The organism is Baekduia sp., assembly GCF_035996765.1.
In the GTDB taxonomy this organism is placed as follows: domain Bacteria; phylum Actinomycetota; class Thermoleophilia; order Solirubrobacterales; family Solirubrobacteraceae; genus Baekduia.
This window is the reverse complement of the sequence record NZ_DASYJG010000043.1, coordinates 1-14,838: the sequence shown is the minus strand read 5'-3', so window position 1 is coordinate 14,838 and position 14,838 is coordinate 1. Positions and strand designations below refer to the sequence as shown.

The window sequence follows — 14,838 nt, the reverse complement described above, 5'->3', positions numbered from 1 at the left end:
CGATGTTACATTGTCTGCCCAGATGTCACAGAGCTTCCTCAACGCCGAGCGCCGGACCTCCGACCTCGACGCCCTGCGCGACGGCGCACCGCTCGACCTCCTGGTCATCGGTGGCGGCGTCACCGGCACCGGCGTCGCGCTGGACGCCGCCTCGCGTGGGCTGCGCGTCGCGCTCGTCGAGCGCCGCGACCTCGCCTGGGGCACCAGCCGCTGGAGCTCCAAGCTCATCCACGGCGGGCTGCGCTACCTCGCCCAGGGCGCCGTCGGCATCGCGATGGAGAGCGCCCGCGAGCGCCATGTCCTCCTCACCCGCACCGCGCCGCACCTCGTGCGCCCGATCGTGCAGACCCTGCCGCTGACGCCCGCGATCACGGCCAAGGCCGAGCGCCAGACCCGCATCGGCTTCGCGCTCGGTGACGGCCTGCGCCGCGTCGCTGGCACCTCGGCCCGTGAGCTCCCCCGCGCGCGGCGCGCGGACGTCGATGAGCTCCTGCGCCTCGCTCCTGGCGTGGCTCGCGACGGCCTGCGCGGCGGTCTCGTCGGCTGGGACGCACAGCTCGAGGACGACGCGCGCCTGGTGGTCGGCCTCGCCCGGACCGCCGCGCTGCACGGCGCGCGGATCATTACGCGCTGCGGCGCGGTCGAGCTCGCGGGCGATGGCGCGCGGCTGCGCGACGAGCTGACCGGCGAATCCTTCGACATCCGCTCCCGGGCGGTGGTCAACGCCACCGGCGTCTGGGCCGGCGAGCTCGTCGACGGCCTGCGCCTGCGTCCCAGTCTGGGCACACACCTCGTGGTCGGGCTCGATCGCCTCGGCGGACTGGCTGGAACGCTCAACGTCCCGGTGCCCGGTGAGCGTAACCGCTGGGTCTTCGCGATCGCTCAGCGCAACGGTCTGGCTTACGTCGGCATCACCGACGAGCCCGCGCCGGGCCCGATCCCCGACGTCCCGCAAGCGCCACAGGCCGACATCGACTTCCTGCTGGCGACGCTCTCGAGCGCGCTCGCGGTCCCGCTCACGCAGGACGACGTCCTCGGCACCTACGCCGGGCTGCGGCCGCTCGTCGATCGCGAGGACGGCGGCAAGACCGCCGACCTCTCTCGCCACCACGCGGTCATCCGCGGCGACGGCGGGCTGGTGAGCATCGTCGGCGGCAAGCTGACGACCTACCGCCGGATGGCGCAGGACGCCGTCGACGCCGCGGTCCAAGCCGGTGGACTGGCCGACACCGCCGGCCCGTGCCGCACGCGCGACCTCCCATTGGTGGGCGCCGCCCCGCGTGACGCGCTGGCCGCGATCGCGGCGCCGGCCCGCCTCGTGGACCGCCACGGCAGCGAGGCGCCGGCCGTCGTCGCGCTCGCCGGCGGGGATCCGCGGCTCCTGGAGCCCGTCGCGCCCGGCCTCGACATCCTCGGCGTCGAGATCCTCCACGCCGTCCGCGCCGAGGGCGCGCTGGACGCCGACGACGTCCTCGACCGTCGCACCCGCATCGGTCTGGTCGCCGACCATCGCGCGCAGGCCCGTCCGGTTGTCCAGGCGCTCGTCGCCGAAGCTCGTCAAGCTTCGGTGGTGTGAGCGACGCCACCACCGAGGCCATCCTTGACGCAACCCGCGCCTCCGTCCTGGACTTCGGGATCCGGCGCACCACGCTGACCGACGTCGCCCGGCGCGCGGGCGTGAGCCGCATGACGGTCTACCGCCGCTACCCGGACGTCGACGCGGTCCTGCGCGAGTTGATGACGCGCGAGTTCGGCGCGGCGATGGCCGAGGTCGCGGCCGACGTCAGCGGCGGCGACGGCCGCGCCCGCCTGCGCGACCATGTGCTCAAATCGGTCGACGCCGTCCGGTCCAACGCGTTGATGAACAAGATCATCGAGGCCGAGCCCGAGCTGCTGCTGCCCTACGTCCTCGGCCGCATGGGTGAGACCCAGCGCGCGGCGATCGGGCTGGTCATGCGGGATCTCGCCCTCGGCCAGGCCGACGGCTCGATCCGCCAAGGCGACCCGCGCACCATCGCCCAGGCGCTGCTGCTCGTCGCACAGTCCTTCACCCTCTCCGGCGCGATCGCCGAAGACGTCGCCGAGGCCGACCTGCGCATCGAGCTGGTCCGGATCATCGACGCGCTGCTCGACGCATAGGAGCGCCGCTGATCGCCGGTCACCTCCGTCCGACCATTGCCGTGACTAGTCCGGACGACCCGGCGTGATCACCAAGTCAACGTCGTCGAAGATCGCGTGGATCTCCAGCCGGCCGCCAAGACCTTCGACGTAGCGCGCGAGCGTTCCGAGCTGCACGTTGTCCTCGCGCTCGATGCGCGAGACGTTGGCCTGGGTCATGCCCAGCACCTCCGCAAGGTCGCCCTGGAGCGAGCCACGAGCATTGCGAAGCCCGTGAAGGCCGTGGACAAACGCACGCCGGCGCCGTTCGGCGGCGACGCCGTCTTCGAAGTGCGGATCCTCACGCGCTGCCTGGGCGCGAACGTCCTTCCAACTCTTTCGCCCGGCCATCAGATCAACCCTTCCCGCTCGATCTCGACCAGGTACGCGTCATACAGATCGTCGGCAAACGGGACGTTGCGCTCGTACCAGCCGGTCCAGTCGCCGGCCTTGTCACCACCGAGCAGCACGATCGCCGTCCGGCGCGGGTCGAATGCGAACAGCGCGCGCAGATGGCCGCCGACCGACCGCAACTCCTTCATGTTGCGATGACGCGAGCCCTTGACGCTGTCGACGATGGGACGCCCCAGCGATGGACCCCGACCACCAGAGCATCAACGGCCTCGGCGACGCGCCGCCGGTCGCGTTGGTCAAGGCCCAGGAACCACGCCTCTGCCTGCTCGGTCATCTCCACCTCCCACGCCATCGCGAGATCGTACAATGCATACATTGAACAATACACGCAGTGTGCGCGACGATCCAGTCGCGGCTTTGCGTCGACTTCCCAGTACGGTGCCCGGCGTGGGACCGCTCCTGCCGGACACCGGACCTCGTGGTCCCCGCTACGCGCGCCGTGCGCGCGGCATCGCGATCGAGACGACGGCCTTCGTCGTCGTGACGCTCACGCTGCCGCTGCTGCTCGCGGCGGCCGTCGCCGTCGACCTCGTGCTATGGGTGGTGAAGCGCAAGCCGTGGATCGGCGTGCGCCTGGTGGCGATGTTGTGGTGGTTCCTGTTCGGCGAGCTGCGCGGCATCGCCGGGTTGACGCTCATCGGCCTGGCCTCGCTGGGACGCGACACGCGCACGCGCCGCTTCCGCGTCTACCGCCTGCGTCAGCTCTGGTCGGTCGGCCACCTCGGCGGCGTGCAGCGGCTCTTCAACCTGACCTTCGACGTCCGCGGGCTGGACGATGTCGCCCCCGGACCGGTGCTGATCTTCATGCGCCACGCGAGCATCATCGACAACACGATGCCCGACACGGTCGTCGGCCGCGCCCATGGTCTCGGCCTGCGCTTCGTGCTCAAGCGCGAGCTGGAGATGATCCCGACGATCGACATCGGCGGGCGCTGGGTGCCGACCAACTTCGTGCGCCGCGGCTCGGGCGACACGGTGCGCGAGCTCGAGGATCTCGCCAAGCTGGGGATCGACCTCGACCCGCACGAGGGGATCCTCATCTACCCCGAGGGGACCCGCTCGACGCCGCCCAAGCTGGCCGCCGCGAAGGCGAAGATCGCCGAGCGCCAGCCGGAGATCGCACCGCTGGCGAGCAAGTTGCAGCACCTGCTCCCGCCGCGCCTCGGCGGGCCGCTCGCGCTACTGGAGAGCACGCGCGGAACCGACGTCGTCTTCTGCGGCCACGTCGGCCTCGACGGCTTCGAGCGGATCTCCGACATCTGGCGCGGCGGCCTGGTCGGCGGGACGGTGAGCGTGCAGTTCTGGCGCTACCCGGCCGCCGAGGTGCCGACCGACCGCGACGCGCAGATCGCGTGGCTGTACGAGCGCTGGCAGGTGGTCGACGACTGGGTCGGCGAACACCTCGCAGCGTTGTCCTAGTGGTTGAGGAGGGCGCGCGCGCCGCGGGCGGTGGCGTCGGCCAGCGCGCGGCAGAGGAAGATCGCGACCGGGATCAGGACCAGGCCGGCGACGACGCGGACGGCCGCTGGGCCGGCGGCGTGGCTGTTGAGGTAGTTCAGCGTCGCGTTGTCGGGGTTGTCGTTGTCGGGCAGGGCCCAGTACCAGAGCGGTGAGGTCAGCAGGCCGAGCGCGGTGCTCCAGACCGTGACGGCGACCGTGAAGCCGAAGATGCCCAGCGGCATCAGGATCAGCCCCCAGACCATGTCGCGCCAAGCGCCGACATCGGTGAACGCGGCCTTCGTGCGCGCCCAGATCCCGCCGCGCCAGGGGCGCGCGGTGCGCGTGACCGGCGCGTCGAGGACCCACCCCGCGCGCCGGCGCTCGACGTCGCCCATGAGCCGTGCGGCGCAGAGCGTGGCGAGCATCACGGGGACGCCGACGAGCGTGATCGCCAGGCCGGCGGCCAGCGAGAGACCCGTGACGAGCACGGAGAACGTGACGATGCCGGCGGGGAGCCCGGCACAGAGGTAGAGCGCATCGCGGGCGACGGTCGCCGGACGCGGGATCCGGACGGGCTTAGCGGCGGAGGAGGAGAGGGCGGGGAGCGGGGAGGTGGCCATGGCCATCATGTTCGTCGCCCGGCCCGGCACCCGCCAGGCGGCGGCCCCGTCAGCGCGCCCTGCGGAAAACCCGAGGGCGACCTAGCGTCCGACGGCCGAGCCGGCGCCGCCGAAGCGCTCGCGCAGCTCGCGCTTGAGCAGCTTGCCGGACGGGTTCTTGGGCAACTCGTCGACGAAGTGCACCGACTTGGGGAGCTTGAAGGGCGCGAGGTGCTCGCGGGCGTGGGCGAGAATCGCCTTCTCGGTGGCGGGCTCGCGCGTGACGACGACGGCCGCGATCGCTTCGATCCAGCGCGGATGCGGCAGGCCGATCACCGCGACCTCGGCGACCGCCGGGTGCGTGTAGAGCGCCTCTTCGACCTCGCGGCTGGCGACCAGCACGCCGCCGGTGTTGATGACGTCCTTGACGCGGTCGATGACGAAGATGAAGCCCTCTTCATCAACACGGACAAGATCGCCGGAGTGAAACCAGCCGCCCGCGAACGCCTCGGCGGTCTCCTCGGGCTTGTCCCAGTAGCCGGTGCAGAGTTGCGGCGAGCGGTAGAGGACCTCGCCCTGGCCGGCGCCGACGATCTCGTTGCCCGCCTCGTCAATCACCTTGATCTCGACGAACAGCACCGGACGCCCCGCCGAGTCAGGACGCGCGTCGTGCTCCTCGGGACGCAGGACGGTCGCCAGCGGGGCGATCTCCGACTGGCCGAAGGCGTTGTAGAAGCCGACGCCGTCCAGCGCCGCGCGCAGGCGCTGGAGCACCGGCACGGGCATGATCGACGCGCCGTAGTAGGCCTTGCGCAACGACCGCAGGTCGCGCGTGGCGAAGTCCGGATGCTCGGAGATCGCGATCCAGACCGTCGGCGGCGCGAAGAGGCTGGTGATCGCGTCGCGCTCGACGCGCATCAGGATGTCTGACGGGTCGGGCTTCTCAACCACGTGGTTGGTCGCGCCGAGCATCAGGTAGGGCATTAAGAACGCGTGCATCTGTGCCGAGTGGTAGAGCGGCAACGGGTGCAGCGGGACGTCGGCGGCATCCATGTCGAGCGCGACGACGCAGGAGACGTACTCGTGCACGAGCGCGCGGTGGGTCATCATCGCGCCCTTCGGCGCAGCCGTCGTTCCCGAGGTGTACAACAACTGCGCGAGGTCGTCGTCGGCGACCTCCACCTCGCCGCTGACGTCGGGAACCTCGCCGGTGAGCGCCCAGTCCAGGACGTCGATCAGCGGATCGACGCCATCGCGCAGCGTGCCGATGCGACGGACGTCGCCGAGGTCGCCGGCGATCGCCCCGACGGCCGGCTGCAGCGCCGGGTCGGCAAAGAGCGCGGTCGACCCCGACTGCGTGATGATGTAGGCCAACTCGCCCCCGACCAAGTTGTAGTTGACCGGAACGTGGACCAGGCCCGCCCGCGCACAACCGAGGTAGAGCAAGAGGTAGGCGTCGGAGTTCGTGCCGAGCGCGGCTACCCGCTCGCCCTTGGTCAGGCCTAGCTCCAGCAGCCGGCCGGCGACGCGGCTGACACCGTCGTCGAGCTCCTCATAGCTCCAACGGCGCTCACCGAAGTGCAGCGCGATCCGCGTGGGCCAGCGCCGCGCGCTGCGGCGGATCACCTCGGCGACGGTGCTGGTCATCTCCATGCGTTGAACCTACCCCCAGCGGGTCAGCCCGCCGTGGAGGCGCGGACGACCAGCTCGGACGGCAACACCCGGTTCTTCGGGCGACGCCCTTGCAGACGGGCGTGCAGCAACTCGAACGCGGCGGCGCCCAGCGCTTCGGGATCGAAGCGCACGGTCGTCAGCGGCGGGTTGGTCAGGCGCGCGAGATCGAGATCGTCGAAGCCGACGACGGCGACCTCGCCCGGCACGTCGATGCCCAGCTCGTTGGCCGCGGCGATCATCCCGGCGGCCAGGAGGTCGTCGTCGCAGAGGAAGGCGCTCGGGCGGTCGGGACGGCCGAGCAGCTCCTTGGCGACCGCGATCGAACTGGTCGCGTCGAAGGCCGCGAAGCCGGTGACCTGCGCCTCGGGATCCTGACCGTGCGCGCGCAGGTGCGCGGCCCAGCCGTCGTGGCGACGATCGAAGGTCTGCCCACCCGCTGCAGACCGGAAGTGACCGATCCGCCGATGGCCGAGCGCGTGCAGGTGGGCCATCGCCGCAGCGGTCCCGCCCTCGGAGTCCAGCCGGACGAACGGCATCCGCGACTGCTCGTACTCGACGATGACGATCGGCCGCCCGCCGGGCTCGCGCAGCGACCGCGGCACCTTGGCCGCAAAGAAGAGAAAGCCGTCGATGCTGCCCTCGGCCAAGCCCTGCACCGCGCTGTCGCCACCGCCGCCGCCGTAGTCGTCCTGGATCAGCACGACGACGTGGCCCGCCTCGCGCGCGGCCTGCTGCGCGCCGCGCAGCGTGCGGCCGAAGAACGGGTGCGTGACGTCGCGCACGACGAGGCCCACCGCCGACGCCGTCCCCGACCGCAGCGCCCGCGCCGCGGCATTCGGCCGATAGCCGAGCTCCCGCGCCGCGCTGCGCACGGCCTCGGCCGTGGACACCGAGACGCGCCCTGGCGCCTTGCCGGAGAGCACGAGCGAGACCGTGCTCTGCGACACGCCGGCACGCCTGGCGACGTCCACGCTCGTGACCTTGCGTGACCGCGCCGATGGCGCGTCCGTGACGGGGCGGGGGCTGCGAGAGCTCGAGGCGATGGACGGATCTCACCACGCGGCGCTGTCGGGTGCGGCGATGGCGGGGCGAGCACGCAATTGGCGTACCGAGGTCATACGTAGTACGCTGGTACGTATGACCCCTCCCCACCTCCACCGTTCATCGAGCATGCTGGCGCGCAGCGCGCTGGTAGCCCTGGTCCTGACCGGCTGCGCCGGAGCCGCCGCGTCCCAGCAGCACGTCGACGTTTCGGGGCCCCAGCGCACGGCCGTCCTGGCCGGCGCCGACGCCCCGTCCCCGGCCGTGACCGCCGCGGCGCAGCGCGCCGAGGGCACGGTCATCGTCCGCCGCGCCGACGGCACGTTCGACGCCCAAGCGGAGGCCACCCGCCTCGCCGCCGAGGGCTACGACACCGTCGTCGGCGTCGGCGCCCAAGCCCGCGCGGCCGTCACGCAGGCCGCCGCGGGCGAGGTCGGCGATGGCACGAGCTGGCAGACCGCATCGCGCTGAGGGCGCCATCGCGGGGAGGCGCCACAACCGCCTGCAAACGGGCCTCCTCGGGCGTGATCTTCACGCGTCCCGCGTGTCCATGTCCAGGAATCGGTCCTCTGTGATCGAGCAATGCCTGGGCCGTGCCGCCGAACCTCAGCCCTTGGGTGGCACGGCCAGGCGTTGAAGTGCGCCAACTGAATTTATTTTCAGCGTAGCTGTTGCACACAGCAGTGAGTACAGCTACAGTGCCGCGCCACTCCTGACGTCTGCCAGTCTGCGGCCGGTTGCCTCCCGGCCGTTGCACAGGGATGCCTATTACCCATGCCGCTGCCACCCTCTGACGCCGCCTCCACCGAGTCGCGGCTGTCACCCAGAATCCTCCCCAACGCCACGGAGAGCGCCGACGCACGCGATGACACCGAGCTCGTGGAGGATGCGGTTATCGCGGCACGCGACGCCGCCCTCACCGCGCTGCGGCAAACGCTCAACGCCAAGCCCGGCCTAGCGCCGGAGGTCCGGGTGATGATCACGGCGACGCTGGGCAACCCTTCCACCGAGTACTCCCAGAGCGAGGTGCGCTTCGCTGCGCCTGACGGCGTCGCGATCAGCCATCACGACAAGGTCGCGATGGCGCTAGCGAGCATGAAGGCCGTCTCACCCGAGCTCTACGGCACGATGGTCGCCGGCATCGAACGTGGGCGACGCTTCTCCTTCGGGACGCTCCGAGCGTGCTTCAGAGCCGTCGCGCGCTAGCCCGGGCCAGCGCCAGTGGCGACGATCGCCTCGAGCGCCGCGACCAGCGCAGGCCAGCCGCGATAGCGCGTTCCGTACACCCGGCGCAGCAGGTTCGGCGTCGACCCCGCGCGCTCCTGGCGCACCGGCTCGATCAAGCCGGCGGCAGCGAGGGCACGCATCGCGTGGTTGACGCGGTCGAAGGGCTCGCCAAGGTCATCGGCCATCTCCGACGGGCTGCGCGGGCGCTCCTCCAACGCGAGCAGGATCGGCAGCCGCACTGGGTGGCGCAGCTCCGCAAGGATGTGCACAGCCTGATCGGAGATGCCACTCACGCGTTCGCTCAGCATTTCCCGAAAACAGGAGCCTGAACCCCATGGCCATCTCCAAACGTCAGCAACAGCAACGCCGCAAGACCCTGCGTCCGCATCCGGCGCGCGATCAGATCGTGGATGTGATGCGCAGCTACGGACAGCCGATCAGCCCAACGCGTCTTGCCGAGGTGACTGGCAACACGTTGGGGTCGGTCGCCTACCACGTGCGAACCCTGCTCGGGGCCGGGGTCGTCACCCTTGCCGAGGAAGGCCGGGTGCGCGGTGCGGTCGAGCACTTCTACGCGCTCGTGCCCGACAACGAGGCCGACCTGAACGACCCCGTCATCGGGCTGCAGAAGCTGTGTGGCGCGCTGACGCTTCCGGTGTCCAACGGTGGTTACCCCCAGCCGATCGCCCTCGACGCGCAGGCGCGCGGCGAGTTGGAGAAGCTGCTCAACGGGCTGCGCCCGAAGGTGCAGCGCATCGTGCGCGAGACGGCCAAGCGCACGGCAGCGGCCTAGGGCGATTGCCCTCACCCCGTTGCCGGGTCCTCGGGCTTGGTGAGCGGGAAGTCGCTCGGCCTCAACGCATAGGACTTGGTCGAGCCATCGGCGAGGGCCGCCTCCAGCGAGCTGCCCAACAGCGCGTCCTCGCGGGTGACGACGACGAACGCGTCGCCCGTGACCGCGACAGCCCGCGAGCCGGTGGCGCTGATGAGCGTGAGACCGGTGACCTTCGGGGTGATCACGCCGAAGATCACCGCCCGCGCCGGCAGCTTGCCACTGGGGGGATAGTGGTTGACCGCGAGCGACATCGGGGCCTTGGCGAGGTCGGCGCACGATCCGGCCGCCTCGATGTCAAGCGGGTGGAAGTCGCCGTCGTCATACACCTGTCCGAAGTTCCCATCCTTGGTTCGTCCGGCCTCAGGACAGGTCAGGCCGGTTTGCGAGCGATAGACGCGGACGGCCCACGCGACGCCGCCGTCCGGATCGGCGACGGTCACCGGCACGCTTGCGCCGCGACCGTCGGGCTGGACCGCTTCGGGCCCATTGAGCGTGTCGTTCCCACTGCCGCCGGTCAGCGCCGATGCGCTGGCGACGCCCGCCCCGATGGCGAGCACGGCGGCGAGGCCGAGACCCAGGCGACGCATCAGATACACCAGTTGGGGGCGTTGTGGGTGTGTTCGGAGAAGACGCCGGCGTCATAGACCCGCGCCGAGGACGCGCACTCCGTGTAACTGCCGAAGTCCAAAGACCAGGAGTTGCAGGTGCCTGAGTCATAGGCCGTCGACGAGCCGCGGAACGTGTTGTAGCTGTAGATCGCGCAGGTCCGATACGTGGAACTGCATCCGGCCTCGACCCGCGAGAAGAAGCTGCCGTCGGTCTGACTCCCACCCTCGACAAAGCCGTGGCCAACGCAGGTCGTGTGGTAGCTGTCGGCCAGCGCCACCTTCACGATTGCCCCAAAAGAGAAGGCGCACAGCAGTGCCAGCAGTACGATCCCGCGAGAGAGTCCATCGCTCTTCGTCGTCATCCAAAGCTCCGTTTCGTCCAGCGTTCGGAGGACTAGGGCGACGAGCGGCGCGGCTGTGACGAACGAACTCGGATGTTGTGACACCGACCGTCAGACCGGTTGCGCCATATTCAGGTCTGTGACGGTTTCTAAAGCTCTGAGCAGTGTGCGAGGATGCGGCGCGCATGGGTCGTCGGCTGTTGAGATTCGGGAGTGGACGTGCTGCACCCGGCTTTGTCGGCGCCCGCGAGGATCCGTCGACGTTCGCCGACGTCTACGTCGAGTACCACGAGCAGGTGCTGCGCTTCTTCGCCCGCCGCACGTTCGATCCCGAGACGGCCTTCGATCTCATGGCCGAGACGTTCGCCGAGCTCTTCGCCCACATCGACGGCTTCCGCGGCGAGACTGAGGAGCAAGGGCGCGCCTGGATGTGGACGGTCGCGCGCCATCAGCTCTACCGCTGGCGGGAGCGCGGAATCGTCGAGCGCCGCAGCATCGAGCGCCTTGGAGTGCCGATCGCGACGTTGGGCCAGGTCGAGTACGAGCGCATCGAGGATCTCGCCGACCTGCAGCGCGTGCGCCCGCAGTTAGAGCAGGCGCTCGATCAATTGGCCAGCGAGCAGCGCGAAGCGCTGCGGATGCGTGTGCTCGAACATCGCGAATACGACGACATCGCGCAACAATGCGGGGCGAGCCCGCAAGTGATTCGCGCCCGTGTGTCGCGTGGCCTGCGCCAGCTCGCAAAGTCGCTCGCCGAAGCCGAGCCGGCCGAGCCAGAGGAGCTGCTGACATGACCAAGATCCCTCCGGAGTTCCCCGCGGCCCGCGCGCTGGAGGAGTCGTTCCGCGCACTCGGCGAGGAGCGTGCGCAGGAACAGCAGCAGGCGCGACGCGCCCGACGCCGCATGCCGCGACGCGCCTCGCGCGTCGTGATCATCGCGCTCACGGCGCTCCTCCTCGTCGCCGTGGTGGCCACCGGAACCAAGGTCTTCCTCGGCGACGGCGGGACCGTGAGCCCCGATCCGAAGGGACTCACGGGCCACCTCAGTCCCGCCCCGGCCTACCGCCAGCTAGCCCTGGCGACCGCGCCCGATCCCGTCCAACGCCAGCCGTGGGGGCTGCGGCTCTTCAAAAGCGCCAACGGCGACACCTGCCTCGCGCTCGGACGCGTCGTCAGCGGCCGGCTCGGCATCGTGCGCGATGGCCGGTTCCAAGAGCTGCCGGCCCGGACCTCCGGTATGTGCTCGCCGCTCGAGGACCGCCATATCGTGATGGCCAGCCGCATCTTCTCGGACTCCGCCGTCGCGGGGGGCCGGGGGGTGCTCTTCGGGATCGTGGATCGCACGGTCACGCGCCTGAGGCTGCGCTCGGCGGGAGGAACGTGGTCGCCGCTCTCGGTCAAGGCGGATGGCACCTTCCTCGTCGTGCGCAAGGGCCGGCGCCCGTTCCGGCAGACGCAGCTCGTCGTCGATGGCTCGACGGGCCACCGAGCCATCGTCCTCGACCGCTAGCCACCGCAAACTCCGGGCACGACGCCCGGACCCGACCTCGCCCCCTTCTACGATCGACGCATGTCCGTCGATGCCCACGACCGCGCCTTGGAGGAGTGGGTGCTCGCCAAGGTCGCGGGGCTCGATGTCGAGGGACTCAAGCTCGGGCTTGGTGTGCGGGAGCTGCCGCTGCCGGGCGTGGCCGAGGCGGCCGAGCTCGACGAGCGCGTCGTCGGCGTCGTGGTCGACCGGCTGCATCAGCGCGGGCTGGTCCGGGCGATCGACGCCGATCCCGCACGCGTGCTGATCACCCCCGCCGGACGGCGCACCGCGGGCGCCGCGACGCTCCCCCCCAAGCCGCCAACGCCGGACGCCGGACGCTTCGTCTTCCTGCGCCCGGCGGCGCCCGTGGGAATCGGTCCGGCCGGGCCGCGCAGCACCGACGACGAGGAGCTCTGCGACTTCCATCCTCAGCGGCGGCGCAAGGGCACGATGGATCCGGGCGAGTACTGCGATGGGTCGGGCTGGGTCGTCGACGGCGGGCGGGGAGGGGGACGGGTTTCCCGCGCGTGCCGTTGCCGCCCGCTGCGCATCCAGCGCAACCGCGACCGCCGCCTCGGCGGCCGCGTGACGACCGAGACGCTGAACTTCGGCCTCGCCTCGTCGCTGCACCCCGAGCTGCATCCGGCGCTGACGCCGGTCGTCGCGGGCTGGACGCGCGACATCGACGGCCATCTGCGCGACGGGCGTGGACTGTGGATGACGGTCGGGCCGTGGGATCGCCAGGAGCGCGGCGGATCGGGTGCCGCGCTCGACGGTGCCGACCGGCCGCCGCAGACCCAGGAGGAGTTCGCGCAGGCCACGGCGCGCGCGGGCCGGCTCCTGGACGCTGACGCGATCGTCAGCGCTGCGCGGACCGAGCGCGGCTCGCGCGCCGGCGGCGAGCTGAGCCTGATGGAGGTCCAGAAGGTCGCGCAGACCGCGGCGGGCTCCTCGGCCGCGGCGATCGCTCGCGCCGCCTACAACGCCGGCTATGGGGTCGCGCTGTACTCCCTCTCCTCGCTCTACCGATCGTTGGTGTACCTGTCGAAGTACGGCGGCTACCGCGCGCGACTGCAAGCGCTGGCCGAATGCGACCTGCTCGTGCTCGTCGGCCTCGACCAGCAGGTGCTCGCGCGCGCCGCGCCGTGGCAGCGCGAGTGGCTGTCAGAGCAGCTGGAGCTGATCGCCTACGGGCGCTACGAGCACTGCCGCGCCACCGTGCTGGTCAGCACGGGCTGGCCGCTGGAGGCGCTGGAGCAGGCGCTGTCGTCCGAGACGCTGCACCGCCTAACCTGCGCGGCCGGTGAGCCGCTGCTGGCCAGCCGCATTCCCGAGAAGAAGATCGCCCACCATGCTTGAACCCGACTTCGAGTGCCCCCACGGCTGCGACGCCAACGGCTTCCTCTTCGACGAGGAGCGCCGCCAGGCCTACCCGTGCAGCTGCCGCGAGGAGCGGCTGCGGCGGCGCCTGCACGGCGACATGGAAGCGAGCGTCGGCCGCTACGCGCCGCCGCGCTTCCAGGGTCTGGACTGGAACGCGCTGCCGCTGTCGGGCATCGCCGAGCAGCACGGCGCGGCGGCGACCGTCGTGCGGCGGTACGCCGGGGCGATCGAGCAGAACGTCCGATCGGGCCGTGGATTGTGGCTGTTGGGCAACAAGGGCACGGGCAAGACGACGCTCGGCTACTACGTCGCCCAGCAGGCCCGCGCCACCGGCATGTCGGTGCTGACGCGCAACACCACCGACCTGCTCAACGAGCTGCGCGACAGCTACAAGCCCGACGCCCAGCCGACGACGCGTCAGATCATCGACGCGATCACCCAGGTCGAGCTGCTGCACCTCGAGGACGTCGCCGTCCCCCGCCCCAACGACTGGGTGCTCGAGCAGCTCTACACGATCGTCAACCGGCGCTATGAGCACAACAAGGCCATCGTCTTCACCAGCGACACGCCCTACGGCGCGCCGCTGGATCCGGGCGGGTTGGCCGACCACATCGGCGAGCGCACCTACTCGCGGCTGATGCAGATGGTGGGCGACCCGATCTTGATGACGGGGGCCGACTACCGGCTGACCGTGGGCGCCTAGCGGCGCGCGACGGCGAGGATCACCTCGGCCAGCCGCGGGCCGGCGTCCTCCTGGGAGAAGTGGGCGACGCCTTCCAGCGTGATGTGCGGCTGACCGGCTGCGCCGGGGATCAGCTCCTGGAGCACCGTGTCCGCGCCGCGCGTCACCGGATCGCTGTCACCGAAGGCGCAGACGAACGGCTTCTCCCAGCGCTTGAGGACCTCCCACGCCGCCAGGTTGGCCGGCACCGCCGGGTCGTCCGGGCCGTCGGGCACGAGCATCGGGAACTGGCGCGCGCCCGCCTTGTGGGCGTCGTCGGGGAACGGGGCGTCGTAGGCGGCGATCTCGGCGGCGTCGAGGTCGCGCGCCGTGCCACCGTCGACGATCCTCCCCACCTGGAAGTCCGGCGTCTGCTGCGAGTAGGTTCGCCACGCCTCGAAGCCGGCGCCCAGCGGCCGGTCGCCGGTCGGCAGGAACGTGTTGGAGGCGACGATCGCGCTGAAGCGCGCCTCTTGCTCGGCGGCGAGGCGCAGGCCGAGCAAGCCGCCCCAGTCCTGGCCGAAGAGGAGCGCGTCGGTCAGGTCGAGCTGGCCGACCACGAGGTCGGTCAGCCAGCCCATGTGGCGCGCGTAGGTGTAGTCCTCGCGCGCGCTGGGCTTGTCGGAGCGGCCGAAGCCGATGAGGTCGGGCGCGATGACGCGTAGGCCGGCGGCGACCAGCGGACCGATCATCGACCGGTACAAGTAGGACCAGGAAGGCTCACCGTGCAACAGCAGGACGGGCCGGGCCGAGCGCGGCCCCTCGTCGACGTAGGCCATCCGGGCCGTCTGAGCTTCGGCCGTGACGTCGGCGTAGTGCGGGTCATAGCTCCAGCCCGGAAGGTCGGCGAAGCGCTCGTCGGGGGTG

19 protein-coding genes are annotated in these 14,838 nt (G+C 71.0%); 10 read left to right on the top strand and 9 right to left on the bottom strand.

Features of this window, described 5'->3' with window-relative positions:
- The first annotated feature begins 22 nt into the window (after positions 1–22).
- Both VGO10_RS10475 and VGO10_RS10470 read left to right on the top strand, forming a co-directional pair.
- Positions 23–1,576 (top strand): glycerol-3-phosphate dehydrogenase/oxidase, encoded by a 1,554-nt coding sequence (locus tag VGO10_RS10475; RefSeq protein WP_327467957.1) that lies wholly within the window; start codon positions 23–25, stop codon positions 1,574–1,576.
- Positions 1,573–2,139, top strand: coding sequence for a TetR/AcrR family transcriptional regulator (locus VGO10_RS10470; RefSeq protein ID WP_327467954.1), 567 nt, complete (start codon positions 1,573–1,575; stop codon positions 2,137–2,139). Before VGO10_RS10475 ends, VGO10_RS10470 begins: the two co-directional genes overlap by 4 nt.
- A 45-nt stretch (positions 2,140–2,184) precedes the next feature.
- Here VGO10_RS10470 and VGO10_RS10465 read toward each other — a convergent pair whose 3' ends face one another.
- Together VGO10_RS10465 and VGO10_RS10460 are read right to left on the bottom strand one after the other, a co-directional pair.
- Positions 2,185–2,508, bottom strand: a complete 324-nt coding sequence (locus tag VGO10_RS10465) for a helix-turn-helix domain-containing protein (RefSeq protein ID WP_327467952.1) — start codon at positions 2,506–2,508, stop codon at positions 2,185–2,187.
- Complete coding sequence (locus VGO10_RS10460) at positions 2,508–2,699, bottom strand: type II toxin-antitoxin system RelE/ParE family toxin (protein WP_349258936.1); 192 nt, start codon at positions 2,697–2,699, stop codon at positions 2,508–2,510. The genes VGO10_RS10465 and VGO10_RS10460 overlap by 1 nt, the downstream gene beginning before the upstream one ends.
- A gap of 259 nt (positions 2,700–2,958) precedes the next feature.
- On the opposite strand from VGO10_RS10460, the gene VGO10_RS10455 reads away from it, so the two are divergent.
- Positions 2,959–3,990 (top strand): 1-acyl-sn-glycerol-3-phosphate acyltransferase, encoded by a 1,032-nt coding sequence (locus VGO10_RS10455; RefSeq protein ID WP_327467951.1) that lies wholly within the window; start codon positions 2,959–2,961, stop codon positions 3,988–3,990.
- Here VGO10_RS10455 and VGO10_RS10450 read toward each other — a convergent pair.
- The 3 genes from VGO10_RS10450 to VGO10_RS10440 form a co-directional block, all read right to left on the bottom strand.
- Positions 3,987–4,631: a sensor domain-containing protein gene (locus tag VGO10_RS10450; RefSeq protein WP_327467950.1), complete on the bottom strand. Its 645-nt coding sequence runs from the start codon at positions 4,629–4,631 to the stop codon at positions 3,987–3,989. The genes VGO10_RS10455 and VGO10_RS10450 overlap by 4 nt on opposite strands.
- Positions 4,632–4,712: 81 nt before the next feature.
- Positions 4,713–6,263, bottom strand: a complete 1,551-nt coding sequence (locus tag VGO10_RS10445) for an acyl-CoA synthetase (protein WP_327467948.1) — start codon at positions 6,261–6,263, stop codon at positions 4,713–4,715.
- Positions 6,264–6,286: 23 nt separating this feature from the next.
- Positions 6,287–7,255, bottom strand: coding sequence for a LacI family DNA-binding transcriptional regulator (locus VGO10_RS10440; RefSeq protein WP_327467946.1), 969 nt, complete (start codon positions 7,253–7,255; stop codon positions 6,287–6,289).
- A 166-nt stretch (positions 7,256–7,421) separates the two neighbouring features.
- Between VGO10_RS10440 and VGO10_RS10435 the strand changes: the two genes are divergently transcribed.
- On the top strand, positions 7,422–7,796 hold the full coding sequence (locus VGO10_RS10435; protein WP_327467944.1) for a hypothetical protein: 375 nt from the start codon (positions 7,422–7,424) through the stop codon (positions 7,794–7,796).
- A gap of 303 nt (positions 7,797–8,099) precedes the next feature.
- Positions 8,100–8,531 carry a hypothetical protein gene (locus VGO10_RS10430; RefSeq protein ID WP_327467942.1) on the top strand — a complete coding sequence of 144 codons (432 nt, stop codon included), beginning with the start codon at positions 8,100–8,102 and terminating at the stop codon, positions 8,529–8,531.
- Here VGO10_RS10430 and VGO10_RS10425 read toward each other — a convergent pair.
- A complete protein-coding gene (locus tag VGO10_RS10425) occupies positions 8,528–8,845 on the bottom strand; it encodes a winged helix-turn-helix domain-containing protein (protein ID WP_327467940.1) in 318 nt (105 codons plus the stop codon). The genes VGO10_RS10430 and VGO10_RS10425 overlap by 4 nt on opposite strands.
- A gap of 41 nt (positions 8,846–8,886) precedes the next feature.
- Here VGO10_RS10425 and VGO10_RS10420 point away from each other — a divergent pair, with 41 nt between their 5' ends.
- Positions 8,887–9,345, top strand: coding sequence for a hypothetical protein (locus tag VGO10_RS10420; protein WP_327467938.1), 459 nt, complete (start codon positions 8,887–8,889; stop codon positions 9,343–9,345).
- 11 nt (positions 9,346–9,356) lie between these two features.
- Here VGO10_RS10420 and VGO10_RS10415 read toward each other — a convergent pair whose 3' ends face one another.
- Entirely contained in the window at positions 9,357–9,974 is a 618-nt protein-coding gene (locus VGO10_RS10415; protein WP_327467936.1) for a hypothetical protein, read from the bottom strand.
- A complete protein-coding gene (locus tag VGO10_RS10410; RefSeq protein WP_327467934.1) occupies positions 9,974–10,279 on the bottom strand; it encodes a hypothetical protein in 306 nt (101 codons plus the stop codon). Before VGO10_RS10410 ends, VGO10_RS10415 begins: the two co-directional genes overlap by 1 nt.
- Before the next feature lie 242 nt (positions 10,280–10,521).
- Between VGO10_RS10410 and VGO10_RS10405 the strand changes: the two genes are divergently transcribed.
- From VGO10_RS10405 to VGO10_RS10390, 4 genes are read left to right on the top strand one after another with little or no spacing between them, the layout of a single operon-like run.
- Entirely contained in the window at positions 10,522–11,130 is a 609-nt protein-coding gene (locus VGO10_RS10405; RefSeq protein ID WP_327467932.1) for a sigma-70 family RNA polymerase sigma factor, read from the top strand.
- Positions 11,127–11,846, top strand: a complete 720-nt coding sequence (locus tag VGO10_RS10400; protein WP_327467930.1) for a hypothetical protein — start codon at positions 11,127–11,129, stop codon at positions 11,844–11,846. Before VGO10_RS10405 ends, VGO10_RS10400 begins: the two co-directional genes overlap by 4 nt.
- A 60-nt stretch (positions 11,847–11,906) precedes the next feature.
- Positions 11,907–13,226 carry a hypothetical protein gene (locus tag VGO10_RS10395; protein ID WP_327467928.1) on the top strand — a complete coding sequence of 440 codons (1,320 nt, stop codon included), beginning with the start codon at positions 11,907–11,909 and terminating at the stop codon, positions 13,224–13,226.
- Positions 13,219–13,953, top strand: coding sequence for an ATP-binding protein (locus tag VGO10_RS10390; protein WP_327467926.1), 735 nt, complete (start codon positions 13,219–13,221; stop codon positions 13,951–13,953). Before VGO10_RS10395 ends, VGO10_RS10390 begins: the two co-directional genes overlap by 8 nt.
- On the opposite strand, the gene VGO10_RS10385 is transcribed toward VGO10_RS10390, so the two are convergent.
- On the bottom strand, positions 13,950–14,838 hold an 889-nt coding region (locus VGO10_RS10385), incomplete at its 5' end, for a haloalkane dehalogenase (RefSeq protein WP_327467924.1). The genes VGO10_RS10390 and VGO10_RS10385 overlap by 4 nt on opposite strands.